Origin of the sequence: Nonomuraea roseola (assembly GCF_039535395.1) — a bacterium.
GTDB classification, from domain to species: domain Bacteria; phylum Actinomycetota; class Actinomycetes; order Streptosporangiales; family Streptosporangiaceae; genus Nonomuraea; species Nonomuraea roseola.
In genome coordinates this window covers 41,365-59,904 of sequence record NZ_BAAAXC010000012.1, presented here as the reverse complement: position 1 = coordinate 59,904, position 18,540 = coordinate 41,365, and the positions used below count along the sequence as shown (strand labels likewise).

General features: G+C 70.6%; 20 protein-coding genes and 1 riboswitch. Of the genes, 8 read left to right on the top strand and 12 right to left on the bottom strand.

What is annotated here, in order from left to right; genetic code table 11:
• Position 1: 1 nt before the first annotated feature.
• From ABFX55_RS12355 to ABFX55_RS12335, 5 genes are read right to left on the bottom strand one after another with little or no spacing between them, the layout of a single operon-like run.
• Entirely contained in the window at positions 2-934 is a 933-nt protein-coding gene (locus ABFX55_RS12355; protein ID WP_346120553.1) for an ROK family glucokinase, read from the bottom strand.
• Positions 935-963: 29 nt separating this feature from the next.
• On the bottom strand, positions 964-1,353 hold the full coding sequence (locus tag ABFX55_RS12350) for a DUF5304 family protein (protein ID WP_183658817.1): 390 nt from the start codon (positions 1,351-1,353) through the stop codon (positions 964-966).
• Positions 1,346-2,509, bottom strand: coding sequence for an ArsA family ATPase (locus ABFX55_RS12345; protein WP_346120551.1), 1,164 nt, complete (start codon positions 2,507-2,509; stop codon positions 1,346-1,348). Before ABFX55_RS12345 ends, ABFX55_RS12350 begins: the two co-directional genes overlap by 8 nt.
• Complete coding sequence (locus ABFX55_RS12340) at positions 2,506-2,943, bottom strand: SRPBCC family protein (RefSeq protein WP_346120549.1); 438 nt, start codon at positions 2,941-2,943, stop codon at positions 2,506-2,508. Before ABFX55_RS12340 ends, ABFX55_RS12345 begins: the two co-directional genes overlap by 4 nt.
• A 21-nt stretch (positions 2,944-2,964) precedes the next feature.
• Positions 2,965-3,732 (bottom strand): metallophosphoesterase family protein, encoded by a 768-nt coding sequence (locus ABFX55_RS12335; protein WP_183658811.1) that lies wholly within the window; start codon positions 3,730-3,732, stop codon positions 2,965-2,967.
• Positions 3,733-3,890: 158 nt separating this feature from the next.
• On the opposite strand from ABFX55_RS12335, the gene ABFX55_RS12330 reads away from it, so the two are divergent.
• The gene (locus tag ABFX55_RS12330; protein WP_346120547.1) at positions 3,891-5,645 is read left to right on the top strand and encodes an AMP-dependent synthetase/ligase; all 1,755 of its coding nucleotides are present in this window, start codon (positions 3,891-3,893) and stop codon (positions 5,643-5,645) included.
• 21 nt (positions 5,646-5,666) lie between these two features.
• On the opposite strand, the gene ABFX55_RS12325 is transcribed toward ABFX55_RS12330, so the two are convergent.
• Both ABFX55_RS12325 and ABFX55_RS12320 read right to left on the bottom strand, forming a co-directional pair.
• Complete coding sequence (locus ABFX55_RS12325) at positions 5,667-6,863, bottom strand: FAD-dependent oxidoreductase (protein WP_346120545.1); 1,197 nt, start codon at positions 6,861-6,863, stop codon at positions 5,667-5,669.
• Positions 6,850-7,446: a PadR family transcriptional regulator gene (locus ABFX55_RS12320; RefSeq protein WP_346120543.1), complete on the bottom strand. Its 597-nt coding sequence runs from the start codon at positions 7,444-7,446 to the stop codon at positions 6,850-6,852. The genes ABFX55_RS12325 and ABFX55_RS12320 overlap by 14 nt, the downstream gene beginning before the upstream one ends.
• Before the next feature lie 148 nt (positions 7,447-7,594).
• Here ABFX55_RS12320 and ABFX55_RS12315 point away from each other — a divergent pair, with 148 nt between their 5' ends.
• From ABFX55_RS12315 to ABFX55_RS12290, 6 genes are all read left to right on the top strand, one after another.
• Positions 7,595-8,881, top strand: coding sequence for an ABC transporter substrate-binding protein (locus ABFX55_RS12315; protein WP_346120541.1), 1,287 nt, complete (start codon positions 7,595-7,597; stop codon positions 8,879-8,881).
• Positions 8,878-9,747 carry a carbohydrate ABC transporter permease gene (locus tag ABFX55_RS12310; protein WP_346120539.1) on the top strand — a complete coding sequence of 290 codons (870 nt, stop codon included), beginning with the start codon at positions 8,878-8,880 and terminating at the stop codon, positions 9,745-9,747. The genes ABFX55_RS12315 and ABFX55_RS12310 overlap by 4 nt, the downstream gene beginning before the upstream one ends.
• Complete coding sequence (locus ABFX55_RS12305; RefSeq protein WP_346120537.1) at positions 9,744-10,658, top strand: carbohydrate ABC transporter permease; 915 nt, start codon at positions 9,744-9,746, stop codon at positions 10,656-10,658. Before ABFX55_RS12310 ends, ABFX55_RS12305 begins: the two co-directional genes overlap by 4 nt.
• 183 nt (positions 10,659-10,841) lie before the next feature.
• A complete protein-coding gene (locus tag ABFX55_RS12300) occupies positions 10,842-11,372 on the top strand; it encodes a toxin-antitoxin system HicB family antitoxin (protein ID WP_346120535.1) in 531 nt (176 codons plus the stop codon).
• 40 nt (positions 11,373-11,412) lie between these two features.
• Entirely contained in the window at positions 11,413-12,198 is a 786-nt protein-coding gene (locus ABFX55_RS12295) for a DUF4097 family beta strand repeat-containing protein (RefSeq protein ID WP_346120533.1), read from the top strand.
• Positions 12,199-12,247: 49 nt separating this feature from the next.
• A complete protein-coding gene (locus ABFX55_RS12290) occupies positions 12,248-12,433 on the top strand; it encodes a hypothetical protein (protein WP_346120532.1) in 186 nt (61 codons plus the stop codon).
• A 10-nt stretch (positions 12,434-12,443) separates the two neighbouring features.
• On the opposite strand, the gene ABFX55_RS12285 is transcribed toward ABFX55_RS12290, so the two are convergent.
• The 4 genes from ABFX55_RS12285 to ABFX55_RS12270 all read right to left on the bottom strand — a co-directional run bounded on the left by ABFX55_RS12285 (position 12,444) and on the right by ABFX55_RS12270 (position 16,089).
• Positions 12,444-13,532, bottom strand: a complete 1,089-nt coding sequence (locus ABFX55_RS12285; RefSeq protein ID WP_346120530.1) for a glycosyltransferase family 4 protein — start codon at positions 13,530-13,532, stop codon at positions 12,444-12,446.
• Positions 13,529-14,752, bottom strand: a complete 1,224-nt coding sequence (locus tag ABFX55_RS12280) for a M48 family metallopeptidase (RefSeq protein WP_346120528.1) — start codon at positions 14,750-14,752, stop codon at positions 13,529-13,531. Before ABFX55_RS12280 ends, ABFX55_RS12285 begins: the two co-directional genes overlap by 4 nt.
• On the bottom strand, positions 14,749-15,549 hold the full coding sequence (locus ABFX55_RS12275) for a hypothetical protein (protein ID WP_346120527.1): 801 nt from the start codon (positions 15,547-15,549) through the stop codon (positions 14,749-14,751). The genes ABFX55_RS12280 and ABFX55_RS12275 overlap by 4 nt, the downstream gene beginning before the upstream one ends.
• A gap of 69 nt (positions 15,550-15,618) precedes the next feature.
• Entirely contained in the window at positions 15,619-16,089 is a 471-nt protein-coding gene (locus ABFX55_RS12270; RefSeq protein ID WP_346120525.1) for a C40 family peptidase, read from the bottom strand.
• 133 nt (positions 16,090-16,222) lie between these two features.
• Positions 16,223-16,365: riboswitch (cyclic di-AMP (ydaO/yuaA leader) on the bottom strand.
• 344 nt (positions 16,366-16,709) lie between these two features.
• On the opposite strand from ABFX55_RS12270, the gene ABFX55_RS12265 reads away from it, so the two are divergent.
• Complete coding sequence (locus ABFX55_RS12265) at positions 16,710-17,624, top strand: LysR family transcriptional regulator (RefSeq protein WP_346120523.1); 915 nt, start codon at positions 16,710-16,712, stop codon at positions 17,622-17,624.
• On the opposite strand, the gene ABFX55_RS12260 is transcribed toward ABFX55_RS12265, so the two are convergent.
• Positions 17,588-18,499, bottom strand: coding sequence for a C40 family peptidase (locus ABFX55_RS12260; RefSeq protein ID WP_246452315.1), 912 nt, complete (start codon positions 18,497-18,499; stop codon positions 17,588-17,590). The genes ABFX55_RS12265 and ABFX55_RS12260 overlap by 37 nt on opposite strands.
• Between the last annotated feature and the right edge of the window lie 41 nt (positions 18,500-18,540).

Genomic DNA, 18,540 nt, shown 5'->3' with positions numbered 1-18,540 from the left:
TTTAACGCCTTCTGGCCAGATCCGCAGCGCCTACGAGGCCGGCGGACGCGCCGAGTTCGGCGAGCCTGATGTCGGCGACGGGCCGGTGGCCCCTGCCGGTCAGCACGCGCTCGAACGTCTCGCGGGTCCTGTCGATGAACAGGTCGGCAGCCCTCGACACGCCGCCGCCCACGATGAAGCGGCCGGGGTCGAGGATCGCGGCGAGGTCGGCCATGCCCTGGGCCAGCCAGTCGGCCATGGAGGCGAAGGCGGCCAGCGCCGCCTCGTCGCCCTGCCTGGCCGCCTCGGTGACCTCTTCGCCCTCGATCGTCTCGCCCGCCAGCCCGAGCAGGGTGGCGGCGCGCTCCGGCTGGTTGGCCACGATCTCCCTGATCTCGCGGACCAGGGCGTTGCCGCTGGCGTACTGCTCCCAGCAGCCGAGGTTGCCGCAGCCGCACAGCCTGCCCTCCGGCACGACCTGCATGTGGCCGAGCTCGGCGCCCATGCCCCAGCGGCCGCGGTAGAGGTGGCCGTCGATGACGATGCCGCCGCCGATGCCGGTGCCGATGGTGACGCACACGAGGTGGCTCTCGCCCCTGCCCGCGCCGAAGCGGGCCTCGGCCCACGCCATCGCGTTGGCGTCGTTCTCCACCACGACGGGCAGGCCGATCAGCTCAGTGATCTTCTTCTGCAGGGGCTCCTCGCGCCAGGCGAGGTTGGGCGCGAAACGGACGATGGAGCGGGTCTCGTCGACGAAGCCCGCCGCGCCGACGCCGACGGCCTCGATGTCCTTGCCGCGCGACAGCTCCTTGACGACGTCCGCGACCGTCTCCGCCACCAGGTCAGGCCGGTCGGCGGGGGTGGGCCGCAGGGCGTTCTCGACGATGGCGCCGTTCTCGTCCACCACACCCGCGGCGACCTTGGTCCCGCCGATGTCCACACCGATCGTCAACATGTCCGTCCCAGCCTTTCCTTCCGGGCCCCTCAGCCCAGGTCGATGTGCTCCACGTCCTCGCGCCGCTCCTCGCGGGGCGCTCGGGGGGAGCTCGGACGGCTCAGCGCGTCCAGTGCCTGCCGGAAGGCGGCGAACAGCTCGCCGCCCGCGGCCATCAGGTGCCCTGTCACGTCGGCGCCCGACTCCTTCTGCGCGGCGATCGCCCTGCAGACGGGACAGGCGCGGCAGATGTACTCGCCCTCGGGGTGCTCGGCGACGGCCTCGCCCCACACGTCCCCGTCCTGACGGCCGCCACCGGTGAACGAGTTGAACACCGTCCTGCCGACCTGGCGGGTGGCCCGCCCCTGCAGCGTGTCGAACAGCTTGCGCGCCTCGTCGGCGACGGTGCCGATCGGGTCTCTTTCGTTGCTCTCAGTCATCTCGCCCTCCTGCCACGAACCGTACCCGCAGGCGGCCGTCGCGGAGCACCGCACCGCTGATCTTCCTGCGTGCCAGCGCCGCGGGCAAGGCCAGAATCCTGCGGTACGGCCCGGCGGTCACGATCAGCTCGTCGCCCTTGCGCGCCAGATCGACGTCGTCCTTGTCGGCGCAGGGGAGGGCGAGGGTGAGCTCGTGCCTGTCGAAGGTCAGCGGCGCCTCGACGGAGGGCTTGGCGAAGGGATCGCCGTCGCCGTAGAGGCTCTCCCCCACCGCTGCGAGCGCGTCGCCGCCGACGGGCTCGCCCCGCAGGTAGGGCACGACGTGGACGGGCAGCGGCGCGAACGACTCCTCCGCCTCCGCCAGCAGCCTGCCCTGCGCCTCGACCCACTGGGCCCGCCACTCGTCGGCGCCCTCCGAGGGGAAGACCCGGTTGGCGATCACCGCGTCGACGCGGTAGCCGTACAGGTTGAGCGAGGTGAGGGTGCGCCTGGCCTCGGCGAGCACCACGGACTCGGGCGTCAGCACGAGGCGGACGGAGGCGGAGTCGCCGGTCAGCAGCTCGCGCACCTCCATGAGGCCGCGGTGGAAGCGCTCACCCGCGCTCATCACCTCCTCGCCGGGCGTGCTGACATGGGCGACGCTCCGCACGAACGGGGAGACGATCTTCATCAGCCTGCGGCCGACGGGCAGCAGGCGGGAGACGTGCCAGTCGAGCGCCTCGGGCAGCGCCAGCAGGCGCAGCGTCTCCGCGGTGGGCGCGCAGTCGACCACGATCACGTCCCAGCGGCCCGAGCGCGCCTGCTCGCGCAGTTCGAGCAGGGCGATGACCTCCTCGGCCCCCGGCAGGACGGTGATCTCCTCGGAGGTGATCTCGTCGAGGCCGAGCTCGGCGAACAGCCCCCTGGCGTAGTCCTGGAGCTCTCCCCAGTGGCGTTCGAGGGATCGCTGGGTGTCGACCTGGTGCAGGTGCAGCCCCGGCTCGATCTCCACGGGCCGGTCGTCGACGCTGACGCCGAGCGCGTCGGCAAGGGAGTGCGCGGTGTCGGTGGAGACGACCAGCGTCTTCAGCCCCCTGCGCGCGGCCAGCGTCGCCGTCGCCGCGGCCACCGTGGTCTTGCCGACGCCGCCCTTGCCGGTGAACAGCAGGACCCTCATCGGCGTTCGACGCGCTTCTTCAGGCCCTTGAGGGCGGTGTCGACGATCACCTTCTCGGCCTTGCGCTTGATCATGCCGATCATCGGGACCTTCAGGTCGACCGCCAGCTCGTAGGTCACCTCCGTGCCGCCGCTCCGCTCGGAGAGGGTGTAGCTCCCCCTCAGCTCGCGCACCATCGTGCCCGCCTCGACGACCTGCCAGCTGACGCTCTCGTCGTCGTTCCAGTCGTAGCCGAGGGTGTAGGTGTCGCTGATGACGCCCGCGTCGAGCACGAAGCGCACGGTCTGCGGGCGGCCCTCAGGACCGCTGGAGAGGACCTCGGCGGACTTCACCTGACCGGCCCATTCGGGGTAGGAGCCGAAGTCGGCGATGACCGTCATCACGTGGGAGCGGTCGGCGTCGACGGTGATGCTCGAAGTGGTGCGATCAGCCATGCGTCAACGGTACCGGTCGGGCTACCACTGGAGGACGTAGGGAACGCCCTTTCCGCGGAAATGGCCGACGTTCACGCACTCGGTCCTGCCGATCCTCGTGCGGGCGTGGAGCGGCTGGTGGACGTGGCCGAACAGCGCGTAGCGCGGCTGGGTCCTCCTGATGGCGGCCAGGGTCGCCTCGCTGCCGCGCTCGTAGCGCCTGGCCACCACGTCGTAGAGCAGTTCGGGCACGGCAGGGGGGATGTGGCAGCACAGCACGTCCACCTCGCCGACCGCCTCCACCTTGGCGGCGAACTCCTCGTCGCTGATCTCGTAGGGCGTGCGGTACTGCGTGCGCAGGCCGCCTCCGACGAAGCCGAACCGCAGCCCGCCGAGCTCGACCGTCTGCCCGTCGAGCACGTGGAGACCGGGCCTGAGGTAGTCGCCCCACAGTCTCGGCAGGTCGACGTTGCCGTAGGTCAGGTAGGCCGGCGTCGGCATGGCGGCGAACAGGCTCTCGTACTGCCGCCTGACGATGCGCTCGATGTGCTCGCGCGGATCGCCTTCGAGGCTCGCCCACAGCCGTGCCGACATGGCCCTGGCCTCGTCGAACCGCTTGGCGGTGCGCAGCGCGATGAACCGCTCGGCCTGGTCGGCGCCGAACAGCTCGGGGAAGATCCCCTGCGCGTGGTCGTCGTAGTCGATGAAGAGGATCAGGTCGCCCAGGCAGATCAGCGCGTCCGCGCCGTCGCCCGCGCGCGCCAGCGCCTCGACGCTTCCGTGGACATCGCTCACGACATGGACCCGCATGCCCGCAGCCTAGAAGATCGGGTGAGCGGAGTAGCGCCCGGCGACTGCTAGCGTGATGAAAGCCCTTGATAACGCCTCTGTGACGAAGCTACCCACGCGTAACTTAACCCTGTAGCGTCCTCGGTCGTCCCAGAAGCGTGCACCCGGAGGAGTGATCCGTGCGCGAGTACAGCGTTCCCGTCCTGGTGGATGTCCCGCATACCGCCAGCTGCGCCGACACGGTGTTCAGGCGTGGCGAGCAGGAACCAGGGGCGATCGTGATGCGCAGGAAGGACGGCGACAGCTGGCCCGCCGTCACCGCTCGCGAGTTCCGCGACGAGGTCGCCGCGCTGGCCAAGGGCCTCATCGCCGCGGGGGTCGAGCCTGGCGACAGGGTCGCGCTCATGTCGCGCACGCGCTACGAGTGGACCGTCATCGACTACGCCATCTGGGCCGCGGGCGCGGTCAGCGTGCCGATCTACGAGACCTCCGCCACCGAGCAGGTCGCCTGGATCCTGACCGACAGCGGCGCCAAGGCCGCCTTCGTCGAGCTCGACGCGCACGAGGAGACGGTCAAGGCGGCGCACCCGGGTCTCGAGCACCTGTGGCGGGTCGACGAGATCGCCTCGCTCACCGGGCCCGGCGTCTCCGACGAGGAGCTCGACGCGCGCCGTACCAGCAGGTCGGGCGCCGACCTCGCGACGATCATCTACACCTCGGGCACCACGGGCAGGCCGAAGGGCTGTCGCCTCACCCACGACAACCTGCTGTTCACCTCCATCAACGTGGCGCGAGGCCCGCTGGACCGCCTCTTCGACAGCCCGGGCAGGGCGGCGCTGCTGTTCCTGCCGCTGGCGCACGTCTTCGCCAGGGTGATCCAGATCGTGCTGGTCGAGACCGGCACGATCATGGCCCACACGCCGAACATGAAGAACGTCGCGCCCGACCTGGCCGCCTTCCAGCCGACCTTCCTGCTCGGCGTGCCGCGCGTGTTCGAGAAGGTCTACAACGGCGCCGAGCAGAAGGCCGTCGCCGGCGGCAAGGGCAAGATCTTCGCCCGCGCCGCCGACGTGGCCATCGCCTACAGCAGGGCCCAGGCCTCCGGCGGCGCGCCGCTCGGCCTGCGCCTGCGGCACGCCCTGTTCGACAGGCTCGTCTACGCCAAGCTCCGCCAGGCCACCGGCGGCCGCCTGTCCGCGGCGGTCTCCGGCGGCGGCGCGCTCGGCGAGCGCCTCGGTCACTTCTTCACCGGCGTCGGCATCGAGGTCTTCGAGGGCTACGGCCTGACCGAGACCACGGCCCCGGTCTCGGTCAACCTGCCGGGCGCCAACAAGATCGGCACCGTCGGCAAGCCGATCCCCGGCGCGGGGGTCCTCATCGCCGACGACGGCGAGATCCTCACCAAGGGCCGCCACGTCTTCGACGGCTACTGGAACAACGACCAGGCCACGGCCGCCGCGATCGACGCCGACGGCTGGTACCACACCGGCGACGTCGGCGAGCTCGACTCCGACGGCTACCTGCGCATCACCGGGCGCAAGAAGGAGATCCTGGTGACGGCGGCGGGCAAGAACATCGCCCCCGCTCCCATGGAGGACGCGATCCGCGCCCATCCGCTGATCTCCCAGGCCATGATCGTCGGCGACGGCCGGCCCTTCGCCGCGGTGCTGATCACCCTCGACCCCGAGGCCCTCGCCCAGCGCGGCCTGTCGCCGAAGGAGGCCAGGGCCGACGCCGGCGTGCTGGCCGAGGTCCAGTCGGCTGTCGACACGGCCAACACCACCGTGTCGAAGGCCGAGCAGATCAAGAAGTTCGTGATCCTGGAAGAGGACCTCACCGAGGAGAGCGGCCACCTGACGCCGACGCTGAAGGTCAAGCGCAACCTGGTGATGCGCGACTTCGCCGCCGACATCGACGCCCTCTACGAGAGGTGAAGGCAGGGGTGGGGCCCTGCCTCACCCCACGACGGCGTTCCAGTCGACGTGATGGCGCTGCTCGAGGCCGAGCGTCCGCTCGGGCTTGAGGAAGGTCCGCACCGCCAGCGGCATCATCAGCCGCATCATCGAGATGGCCGCAGGCCCCAGGGTCTTGGTGTTGTTGGTCTTCGCGGCGCGCGCCGCCACCTTCTCCACGCGGGTACGGCGCAGCCGCACGTAGGCCTCGAAGGCGCGGGTGACGTCGGGCAGGTCGCGCAGGCAGCGGGCGAGCTCGACCGCGCTCTCGGCCGCGAGCGAGGCGCCCTGGCCCGAGCTGGGTGAGGGCGCGTGGGCCGAGTCGCCGACCAGCACCATCCTGCCCCGGTGCCAGTGCGGCACGCTCGGCATGATCTCCACCGAGCCCAGCACGACCAGTTCCTCGGGGTCGGTGTGCCGCAGCAGGTCGGGGCCCGGCCTGTCGCCGCCGTACATCTCTCGCAGCAGGCGCAGCCATTCGCTCCTGGGCCTCCTGCGCGCCTGCGCCGCCGACATCGGCTCCTTGTGGGGCAGGTTGGCGAACCAGGCGGTGCGGCCGTCGGGCTGCACCCAGTAGCCGAGGAACCCCCTGGAGCCGAAGACGAAGTAGGTGGTGTCGGTCCTGGCGCCGGGGACCGTGTAGTCGGCGGGCCCGCCGAAGTTCAGCAGCGGCACGTGGACAGGCCCCGGAGCGCCGGGGTCGATCAGGCCGCGGACCGTCGAGCGGATGCCGTCCGCGCCGACGAGCAGGTCCGCGCTCGCGCCGCCGCCGTCGGCGAACCGCGCGGTGACGCCGGACCCTGTCTCCTCGACGCCGACCAGGCGCCTGCCGTGCTCCACCCGCACCCCCTGGGCCACGGCCTGCTCGTGCACGGCGGCGTAGAGGTCGGCGCGCCACATGGCCTGGCTGGGCGGCAGGTCGCGCAGGCTGTCCAGCTCGCCGATCCGCCTGCCCCTTCCGTCGCTGACCACCGTGCGCGTCACCGGCTGGCCGACGGCCCTGACGGCCGCCTCCGCGCCCACGGCCCGCAGCGCGTCGAGCCCGTTGGGCGCGATGGTGAGCGTTCCCCCGATGCCCTCGGCGCTGCTCGCGTAGGCCTCGAAGACCGTCGCCTCGATGCCCGCGCGGCGCAGCGCCATCGCGGTGACCGGTCCTGCGATGCCGCCGCCGACCACCAATGCCGTTCTAACCGCCGTCATTGCGACTCCCGAAGATCGTGTGCCATGTCTCGATGTAGTCCGACCGGCCGAGCGAGTCGACGAGCGTGGCGACGAAGCGCAGCTCGGCCTCGAGCAGCGCGAGCCTGTACTCGTCGTCGACGAGGAAGACCCACCCGACGCCGCCTTCGGCCGCCTCGCGCACGGCCTCGCGGATCTGCGCGGCCTCCTCGGCCAGCGTCGCCGACCGCCGTCCGAGCAGCTCGACGGCCTCGGCGGGGTCGAGGACGCTCAGCAGCGACAGCGCGGCCCCGAAGTGCGGATACTCCGCCTTCGGCGTGGCGACCAGCTCGCGCAGCCAGTCGTAGAGCTCGGCGCGGCCCTCGTCGGTGAGCGCGTAGAGCGTGCGCTCGGGCCGCTCGGTGTCGCGCACGCTGCCCCGCTCGACGATGAAGCCGGCCTTGGCCAGCTGCCTGACGACCATGTAGAGCGAGCCCCTGTTGTACCTGAAGCTGCGGTCCTTCTCGGTCTCCTGCAGCCGCCGCCCCAGCTCGTACGGATGCATCGGCTCCATCAGCAGGAACGCGAGCACCGCCAACGCCAGCGGGTTGGACACCTTGCGCACGAACACTCCTTTAGTTGATGTCAACTAGTTGATACCAACTATAGGCGAGGCGCAACTGTTAGAAAAGGTTCGTTGACATTCGAGCTGTTTATGGGGAAACGTGCGTGATATCGGGGGAATCTGAGGGTCGGTCTAGGAGGAACCCACCATGACCCAACGTCTGCCGATCACCCGCAGGAGCATGCTGCTCGGTGCCGCGGCCTTCGGAGTCCCCGCGATCCTCGCGGGCTGCGGCAACCCCAACACCCAGAACACGCCGGGCACGGGCGGCTCGGCCGCGCGCGGCACGGTGACGATCGGCTCCAACGCCTCCGACGAGATCCCCAAGAAGTCACTGGAGACCGTGGTCAAGGCCTTCACCCAGGCCGACGTCAGGATCAACACCGTCGACCACAACACCTTCCAGGAGAACATCAACCGCTACCTCAAGGGCACGCCCGACGACGTCTTCACCTGGTTCGCCGGCTACCGGATGCAGTTCTTCGCCGAGCAGGGCCTGGCCACCGACATCTCCGACGTGTGGCAGGAGATCGGAGGCGACTACACCCCCGCCTTCAAGGCGGCCTCGACGGGCTCGGACGGCAAGCAGTACTTCGTGCCGTTCACCTACTACCCGTGGGCGGTCTTCTACCGCAAGAGCCTGTGGGAGGAGAAGGGCTACCAGCCGCCCACGACCCTCGACGAGTTCACCGCGCTGGCCAGGAAGATGAAGGCCGACGGGCTGGTCCCCATCGCCTTCGCCGACAAGGACGGCTGGCCCGCGATGGGCACCTTCGACATCCTCAACATGCGGACCAACGGCTACGACTTCCACATCTCGCTCATGGCGGGCAAGGAGTCGTGGACCGACCCGAAGGTCAAGCAGGTCTTCGACACCTGGCGAGGGCTGATGGAGTTCCACCAGCCCGCCGCGCTCGGCCGCACCTGGCAGGAGGCGGGCCAGTCGCTCGCCCAGAAGAAGACCGGCATGTACCTGCTCGGCATGTTCGTCGCCCAGCAGTTCCCCGAGGCCGAGCGCGACGACCTCGACTTCTTCACCTTCCCCGAGATCAATCCGCAGTTCGGCACCGACTCCATCGACGCGCCGATCGACGGCTACATGATCTCGGCCAAGGCCAAGAACGTGGACGGCGCCAAGGCGCTGCTCAAGCACTTGGCGCAGGCCTCTTCGCAGAACGCGGCCACCAAGCTCGACCCGGGCACGCTGGCCTCCAGCTCCAAGGCCGACACCAGCGGCTACAGCGCGCTGCAGAAGCGCGGCGCCGAACTCGTCTCGCAGGCCGCGCACATCGCCCAGTTCCTCGACCGCGACACCAGGCCAGACTTCGCCTCGACCGTGATGATCCCCGCGCTGCAGCGCTTCGTCGGCAAACCCGACGACATCGACCCGCTGCTCAAGGACATCGAGGCACAGAAGGCCAACATCTTCCGTTGATCACTCGACGCTACTCCCGCAGGGACCTCGCCGTCCTGGGCCTCGGCCTCGGGGCGGCCGTCCTGGTCAACGTGGCCCTCATCTGGGGCCCCACGCTGGCCTCCGTCGCGCTGTCGGGCACCGACTGGAACGGCATCTCCGAGCTGCGCTGGATCGGCACGCGCAACTACGGCGACCTGGCGGAGGAGTACCCGCCGTTCTGGTCGGCTGTCCGCAACAACGTGCTGTGGCTGGCCTTCCTCGGCCTGGTCGCGACGCCGTTCGGCCTGTTCTGCGCGGTGCTGCTGGACCGGCGGCTCGGGCTGTCGCGGGTCTACCAGAGCGCGCTCTACATGCCGGTGGTGCTGTCGCTCGCCGTGGTGGGCTTCATCGCCCAGCTCGTCTACTCCTCCGACTACGGCGTGCTCAATGCCGTGACCGGGCTGACCACCGACTGGCTCGGCGACAGCTCCATCAACATCTGGGTCGTCATGGTCGCGGCGGCCTGGCGGCACGTCGGCTACGTCATGATCATCTACCTGGCCGGGCTGAAGGCGGTCGACCCCGCGCTCAAGGAGGCCGCGGCGATCGACGGGGCCGGCGAGGCGCAGACCTTCTTCCGCGTCGTCTTCCCCACGCTGCGGCCCATCAACGTCATCGTCCTGGTGATCACGGTGATCGAGGCGCTCAGGGCCTTCGACATCGTCTACGCCATCAACAAGGGCAGGAACGGCCTGGAGCTGCTGTCGGTGCTGGTCACGGAGAACATCGTGGGCGAGGCCAGCAGGATCGGCTTCGGCTCGGCGATCGCGGTGATCCTGCTGGTGATCTCGATGGCGTTCATCGTCACCTACCTCTCGCAGCTGTTCAAGGAGGATCGCCGGTGACGCTGACCGCCTCGCGCCCCACCGCGGTGGAGCCAGGAAGGCCGCAGGCCAAGCGGCCCTTCCGGCCGTTAAGGCTGGTGCTGCACCTCTTCCTCGGACTGGTCGCCCTCGGATGGCTGCTGCCGCTGCTGCTGGCCGTCTACGCCTCGCTCAGGCCGTACGAGGAGACGGCCAGGTTCGGCTACTTCTCGCTGCCCCGCTCGCTCACGCTCGACTACTACGGCCAGGCCTGGAGCCAGGCCGACCTGCCGAAGTACTACCTCAACACACTGATCATCGTGGTGCCCGGCGTGATCCTCACGCTGCTGATGGCCTCCTTCACCGCCTTCGCCATCGCCAGGCTGCGCATTCCAGGGCGCAAGGTGCTGCTGGTGGTCTTCACCGCGGGCAACCTGCTCCCGCCCCAGGTGCTGATCACACCGCTCTACACCCTGTACACGCTGATCCCGCTGCCGTGGTGGCTGTCGGACTCGCTGTCGCTGTACGACTCCTATCTCGGGCTGATCCTCATCCACGTCGCCTTCCAGTTCGGCTTCTGCGTGTTCGTGCTGGCCAACTTCATGCGGACGATCCCCGAGGAGATCTCGGAGGCGGCGATGGTCGACGGGGCCGGCGTGTGGCGGCGCTACTGGCAGCTCACGCTGCCGCTGTGCCGTCCCGCGCTGGCGGCGTTGTCGACGCTGCAGTTCACCTGGATGTACAACGACTTCCTCTGGGCGCTGGTGCTGATGTCCTCGGGCGACAAGCTGCCCGTCACCTCGGCGCTGAACAACCTGCGCGGGCAGTTCTTCACCGACTACAACCTGCTTGCCGCGGGGTCGCTGCTGGTGGCGCTGCCGACGCTGATCGTCTTCCAGCTCCTGCACAAGCAGTTCGTCTCGGGCCTCACGCTCGGCTCCACCAAGGGCTGACCCCCTCGGCTCTCCCGGCGGGGCCGTACGAAACCGCGTCGCGGTCACGCGGGCGCACGGCAAGGCCGGGAGCACCACGGTGCGGGGCACGCAGGACGCGGGCCCGAGGACCGACGTCGCCTTGACGCCGGTGGCGTCAGCTTGCCGCTTGCAGTGACATCAGATTGATGTCATGATGACGTCATGGATCTGACGTCGTACATCGAGAACCTGCGCAGGGAGTTCGGCGACGCCGCCGACGCAGCGGGGCCAGAGGCCCGCGCCACCGCCGAGCGCCTCACCGCGATGCTCGACTCGGCGGTCAGGCTGACGCTCATCGAGGTGCTCTCCGAGGCCGCCGACGAGCTGACCAGGCAGCTCGATCCCGGGGTCGTCGATGTGCGCATGCGCGGCAGAGAGCCCCAGTTCGTGCTCACCGTGCCCGATCACTGGCACGGCGGCCCTGCGGCCGACCGCGGGCAGCCGCCGTTCCCGCCGCCGCCTCCGGAGCCTCCCTCCCCTCCCGCGCCTCCGGGCGAGAGCGACCAGGGCACGGCCAGGATGACACTGCGGCTGCCCGAGTCGCTGAAGAGCCGCATCGAGCAGGCCGCCGCCTCCTCGGGCGCCTCGGTCAACGCCTGGCTGGTCAGGGCGCTGACCGCGGCGCTGTCCGACCCCCAGCAGCGTCCCTCTCCTCCCGGCGCCGGACGCCGCATCAGCGGCTGGGTCCGCTGACCTCTCCCTTCATCCCCACACACAGAGACGGAGCTCCACCATGCCCGTTTTCTCCACCCCCACGCCCCCCGCCGTCCACGTCGACCTCCCCGCAGGCGACCTGCGCGTCTGCGCCACCGAGCGTAAGGACACCGTCGTCGAGGTGCGCCCCGCCGAGCCTGCGAACTCCGACGACCACGCGTACGCCCGGTCGATCCTGGTCGAGCACGCCGACGGTGTGATCACCGTCAAGGCCCCCGACGGGCAGCGGAGCAGGCGCGCCGTCCACGTCGACATCGCCCTGCCCGAGGGGTCGAGCCTGCTCGCCCACACCGCCTCGACCGATGTCACCACCACGGGCCGGCTGGGCGAGGTCGCCATCACGTGCGCCTCGGGCGACGTCATGGTGGAGCACGCCGTCGCGCTGCGCATCACCACGGCGTCAGGTGACGTCAGGTGTGACGTCATCGAGGGCGACGCGGTCATCGACGCCACCTCGGGCAAGGTCGGCGTCGGCTCCGTCGGCGGCCACGTCGACGTCACCACCGCCTCGGGCTCGGCCGCGATCGGCCGCGCCCACGGCGATGTCACCAGCCGCACGGCCTCGGGCGACATCGTCGTCCACGCCGTCACCAGAGGCCAGGTCAACGCCAGGAGCGCCTCCGGCAACGTCACGCTCGCGGTCACGGAGGGCAGCGCCGCCTGGCTCGAGATCTCCTCGCTGTCGGGGCGCGTCAGCTCCGAGCTCGAGCAGTCGGGCGAGCCGGGCGACGCCGCCGAGACCCTCGAGGTGCACGCCCGCACGCTGAGCGGCGACATCGCCATCCTGCGGGCGAGCACCCGGTGAACCACCCGCCCGCCCACCCCCGCACCTGCCACCAGAGAACGGACCTGTCATGAACGACCAGCTGACTCTCATGCACGTCCAGGCCCTCCACCGCGAGCGGATCGCCGAGGCCGAGCGCCTGCCCGCGCTCGCACCAAGGCGGGCGCCCTTCCGCCACACGCTGGCCCTGCGCCTGCACCGCCTGGCCGACTCCATCGACACCGTCCAGCGCCCCCGCGTGCGCCCCTCCCACTAGCCGCGCGAGCTCAGAGGAGCGCGTGGAAGCGGGCCGCGACGCGCGACCAGTCCCACTCGCCCGCCACCCACTCCCTTCCCCTCTCCCCCATCTTGCGCGCCCTGTCCCTGTCGACGAGGAGCTCGACCAACGCTCCCGCCACCTCCTGCACCGACCTGCCGTCCACCACGAGACCCGTCTCCCCGTGCCGGACCGCGTCGGGTGCTCCTCCCGAGGCCCCCGCCACCACCGGCAGCCCCGTCGCCGACGCCTCGAGGAAGACGATCCCCAGCCCCTCGACGTCCATCCCGCCCATCCGCGTACGGCAGGGCATGGCGAAGACGTCGCCCGCCGCGTAGTACGAGGGCAGCTCCGAAGCGGGCACCACCCCGGTGAAGCGCACCGCGTCGCCCAGCCGCGCGGCCATCGCGGCCAGCCGCCGCCGGTAGGGCCCTCCGCCCACGACGAGCAGCACCGCAGAGGGCACCGACCTCAGCACCAGCGGCCACGCGCGGATCAGCTGGTCCTGGCCCTTGCGCGGCACGAGCCTGGAGACGCACACCACGACGGGCCTGTCCTCGAGGCCGAGCGCGTTCCTGAGGCGCGCGGGCTCCGCGGGGGGTCTGAAGACGTCGGCGTCGACCCCCGGCGCCAGCCGTACGAGCTTGCCCTGAGGGATCAGGGAGGAGAGCCTGGCGTGCGTGTAGGAGCCGAGGTAGGTGACCACGTCGGCATAGGAGCCGATCCGCCGCATCAGGGGGCGGAACAGCGGCGACGACTCGTGCCCATGGGTGAGCATGACGATCCTGCGCGCTCCTGCCGCGCGCAGACGGGGGGCCAGCAGGCCGAGAGGCGCCGCAGCGCCGAAGACGACGGTGTCGGCCCCGTGCGCGGCCACCAGCCGCGCCGCCCTGCGCGCCACGCCCGGCGTGGGCAGCATGAGCGAGGTGGGGTGTCTGACGACGGGGTAGGGCTGCTGGGCGTCGAACTCCTCGCAGCCCCGCCAGCGCGGGGCGTAGACCAGCACGGACGGCGTGCGGAACGCGAGCCCGTGCACGAACGACTGGATGCCGCCCGGCCTGGGCGGAAAGTCGTTCGTGACGATGAGGACCCTGCTCACGGGGCCTTCATGAGCTCCCACGAGCGGGCCATGGCGATGCGCTGGGGAGCGGTCGGGTGCGAGGCATAGAGCACATATTCCACGACATCCGGCGACAAGTCGGAAATGTTGGTTATTGCCAGGCGTTTTTGCATCGCGACGAACGTCCGCGGGTCCCGGGTGAGGTCGAGCGCGTGCAGGTCGGCCCTGGCCTCGATGTGGCGGCTGACGAGGTTCTGCCCTGGGCCCGACAGCACGGTCGCCAGCGAGAGGAAGCCCATGATCGCCGCCACCGCCACGGGCTCGGACAGCGGCCGCTTCCACAGCGGGGCCACGCAGAACAGCAGCACCGCGCCGAAGCCCGCGCCGAGCGCGCCGAGGAGCGTGCCGTGCAGGACGTCGTTGTACTTGGCGTGCCCGAGCTCGTGGGCGATGATCAGCTCCACCTCCTTCTCCGGCGCGGCCAGCAGCGTGTCGTAGACGACGATCCGCCGGGTGGCCCCGAAGCCCGAGACGTAGGCGTTCAGCGCGGTGGTCCTGCGGGAGGCGTCGGCCACCAGCACGTCCTCGACGGGCACGTCGGCGCGCTCGGCCAGCTCCAGCAGGTCGGTGCGCAACTGTCCCGCCGGCATCGACCTGAAGTCGTTGAAGAGCGGCTCGAAGACGACCGGATAGACGAAGGAGGCGCCCACGGTGAGCATGAAGGCGCCGGCCGCGGCGGGAATCCACCAGCGCGCGAACCTGCGGGCAAGGGCGACGACGGCCAGCACCATGATCGCTGTGATCGCGGTCCGCACCCCGATGGACTTCAGTCTGTCGCCCGTCCAGCTCGCCCAGTTCTGCGTGGACAGGCCGAAGTCGCGCAGCTCGCCCTCGAACCAGACACCGAGCGGCCAGCGCAGCAGCTCGACCACCGCCGTGAGCACGACGACGCCGAGCAGCACGCGCAGCCACCACGGCCCCTTCAGCCTGGCCAGCAGGCGGGCGCCCCATGGCGTGGCCACCAGCACGCCCGCGAAGAGCACGGTCAGGCCGAGCGACAGGTAGGACGGCACGCTGGTGGCCGCGTCGAAGGCGCGCGAACGGGCGATCTCGGCGGCGGTGAAGTCGAGTGAGGGGTCGGGCGGCACGGCGGGCGCGCCCCGCATCGTCCCCCACGGGGTGGTGAACGCGACCACCGCGACGATCGCCGCGCCCAGCAGCGCCAGCGCGATGCCCGCCCGACGGTCCAGCCAGCTCATCCGTGTCCCCCCGCAGTCAGCTCGTCCCGGACATACTCGCGCCACAGGCCGGTCAGCGTGGGGACCGACAGGCCGAGAGGGCGCAGCGCCTCGGCGAGATCGCGCCCCGCAGCCCGATCGTAGAGGTCGACCAGCGCCCGCTCGCCGTAGCGGCCCGCGATCAGGCGGCAGGCCAGCCACGACTCCTGGTAGACCTGCGCGAGCCTGGGCGCGCCCGGCGTGAAGTCGCCGTCGGCCGGCAGCCGGGCGCTCGTCCGTCCCGAGCCGACCTCCTCGGCCAGCTCCGCGGCCGCGACACCGACCTCCAGACCCGAGCCGAGGTAGCCGACGTAGTCGGCGAAGCCCTCCCGCAGCCACACAGGACGGCCGTGCGTGCCCGCTGCCACGTGGGTGAGCTCGTGGGCGAGAACCACGTCGCGTCCCACGGGGGTCAGCCGCGCGAAGGCGCCGGGGACGACGATCACCCTTCCGCGCGACGCCAGCGCGGCCAGCCCCTCGAGCGAGCCCGTGCCGGCCAGCGCCGCCGCCTCCCCGGTGCTCGCCGGCACGACGACCACCGGCCGTACGGGGCGCCGCAGCACCGCCGAGACCGTGCGGCCGGCGGCGTCGGCCCGCGCCGCGAGGTCTCGAAGCAGCGTGGCGGGGGCGTGGTGGCCGACGGCGAGCGAGCGCGCGCCGTACGCGAAGGTGACGCCCGACTCCCACAGGCCACGGGCCTCGGACGGCAGGCGAGGGCCTGCCGACCCCGGCACCGTCCACGCCAGCGCGGCCGTCAGCACAGCTCTTCGGGTCACCACGGCAGCGATGCTAGCCCGGACGGCGGAGAGCCCCGTCCCAGAGGAATGGACGGGGCTCTCTGCGTGCGCCTACGCGCCGGGACGGACCGCGCCGGCGAAGGAGGCCTTGCGCCAGCCGCTGATCTTCTCGATCCGCACCGTCTTGCCCGAGCTGGGTGAGTGGATCATCCGGCCCTTGCCGACGTACATGCCGACATGGCCCTTGCCGCGGAAGAACATCAGGTCACCGGGCTTGAGGCTGCGCCAGGAGACCTTCTTCTTGATGCGTGCGTACTGGCTGTGCGTCACGCGCGGGATCCTGATCCCCGCCTTGGACCATGCGTACTGCACCAGACCCGAGCAGTCGAAGGAGCCTGGACCCGTCCCGCCGTAGCGGTAGGGGTCGCCGAGCTGCTTCTTCGCCACTCCGACGGCCTTGGTAGCCCTCAACTTCTGCCGAGCCGCCTTCGCCTGCGACTTCGACACGACGCGCGCCTTGCCGGCGCTCGCCTTCGCCGCGCTCGTCCGCGCGACGTCGATCTTCACTGCGGCCGTCTTCACCGCGCTCGCCTCGATGGGGGTCGCGTGAGCGGCTGGTGCGTGGAGGACGACTCCTCCCATCGCGGCCATGACGCCACTCAGGGCAAGGCAGGACAGACGGGTCTTGTAAACAGGGGTGGACAGAACGTCTCCTTGACTCTTCCACGAATGCCTACCGGGTTAGCTGACGGGTTCGGGCGTGGAAGTCGCCCTACCGGCCCGTAGGCCGGACTCACCCCAGGTGCTCGGGTCCCCGGCTCCGTGCTCCATGCCGCACGGATTCGGCGGGTCGACCGCGCACGCTCATCTGGGGGTTCGGCGCGGCGACCAGCGGATCGTTATGCGTACACACCGGCCGCTGACAGGGCCGGTGGACGTGGCGGGCGCCATGGCTTGGTCGCCGCGAAGCGAGAAGGTACCCCGCCCGCCAAGAGCGGGCAAAGTCGAAGTAAAGGAGTCAAGATCGTCCACGGGTGGTTGTCAAGAGACAATTCACTGCTCCATGGACCGTTGCAAGCGACAATTGTGACCCTCCTCACAGTTGCTGTCACCGAGCGCAGTCAGGTCCCATTTGTCACGTCAGTCACACCAGTAACATCAGCCGAATGAGGGGTCTGGCTGCTCTGCCATAAGCTCCTCGCATGCTTGATCTGTGGTCCCTGCGCGTCCTGCTCGAAGTCGGACGGCACGGCTCCTTCTCCGCCGCCGCCGAGGCCCTGTCGATGACGCAGCCGGCGGTCTCCCGTCAGATCGCCACCCTGGAGCGCCGCACGGGCGTCCGGCTCTTCCACCGCCGCCCGAGAGGCGTGCAGCCGACGGAGGCGGGTCTGGCCGCCATGGAGCAGGCCGCCGCCGTGGTCGACGGGATGAGCCTGTTCGAGACCAGGCTGCGGGCCTTCGCCGCCGCCGAGAGCGGCAGGGTGCGCGTGGCGGCCTTCCCCAGCGCGGCCACCAGGTTCGTCCCCGAGAGCTTCCGCCGCTTCACCGCCACCCACCCCGACGTCGAGCTCTCACTCACCGTGGGAGAGCGCGGCGACGCGAGACTGCTCGAAGGCGCGATCGACGTCGCGCTGGTCACCTCGTGGGACGCCGACCCCGATCCCGGGCTCGAGACGCTCTTCCTGTTCGACGACGAGCCGATGGTGGCCCTGCCCGCCGACCATCCCCTCGCGTCACAGGAGCAGGTACGGCTGGCCGACCTGGCCGCCGAGCACTGGATCGACGGCACCCACCCCGACTGCCTCGGCCCGTCGGCCGAACTGTCGGCCGCGATGGGAGGGCCGCCGAGGATCACTCACCTGTGCGACGACTGGAACGGCCGCCAGGGCCTGGTGGCCGCGGGCGTGGGCGTGATGCTCTATCCGTCGATCGCCGGCAGGTCGGTGCGCTCGGACATCAGGCTGGCCCATCCATCGCCCGCGCTGCCCGCCAGAAGGATCAGCGCCGCCGTCCTGCCCGCCGACGGGCGCCCGCCCGCCGTGAGCGCCTATCTGGACGTTCTGCGCGCGATGAGCGCGGCCTACGGGCGGACCGCGCCGACCAGGCGCCTGCCGTAGGCCGACAGCGGGACGACCTTGACCACGTCACCGGTCTGCGGCGCGTGGACGATCTTGCCGCCGCCCGCGTAGATGCTCACGTGCCCGAGGCCCTCGCTGAAGATGAGGTCGCCGGGCTGCAGGTTGTCGAGGGAGACCCTGCGCTTGGCGCCCCAGGCCCACTGCTCCCACGTCGTGCGGGGCAGCGAGACGCCGGCCGCGCGCCAGGATGCCTGCGTGAGGCCTGAGCAGTCCCAGCCGCCCGGGCCCGTGCCACCGTACTGGTAGGGCTTGCCGACCTGCGCGTAGGCGAAGCTGAGCACCGAGGCGGCGTTGCCCGAGGCCGAGCCCGTGTACTTGATGCCGGTGCTGTTGGGGTTGCCCACCCGGTAGGCGCCGAGTCTGCGCAGCAGCTTCTCCTGCTGCTCGACCAGCTCGAGCACCTTGTCCTTCTCCGACTTGACCTCGTCGCGCAGCTTGTCGGCCTCGGTGAGGGCGCCCTGCGCCTGCTCCCTGTCGGACTTGAGCTGGCGGTTCTCCTCGTCGAAGGCGGCCAGGACCTGGGCCCGCTCGGCCGTCAGCTGGTCCATGAGCGCCATGCCGCCGAGCGTGGCCGAGGGGTCGCTGTCGCCCAGAAGCGTCGACCACGAGGTGATGTCGCCCGCCTGGTAGGTGTCGATGGCCATGCCGACGACCTCGGCGCGCAGACCAGCCACCCTGGCCATCTTGCTCTTGTACCTGGAGTTCAGCCCCTCGTAGGCCTTCTTGGCCTTCTTGTACTTCTCGGTGGCCGTGTTGTACCTGTCGACGACCTTGTCGGCCTTGTCGTTGAGCTTCTCCAGCTTCGCCTTGGCCTGCGCGATCGTCGGTTTGGGATCGGCGAAAGCACCGCTCAACGGCAGGAGAAGAGTCGCGATCGCGAGACCCGCAGCCAGCG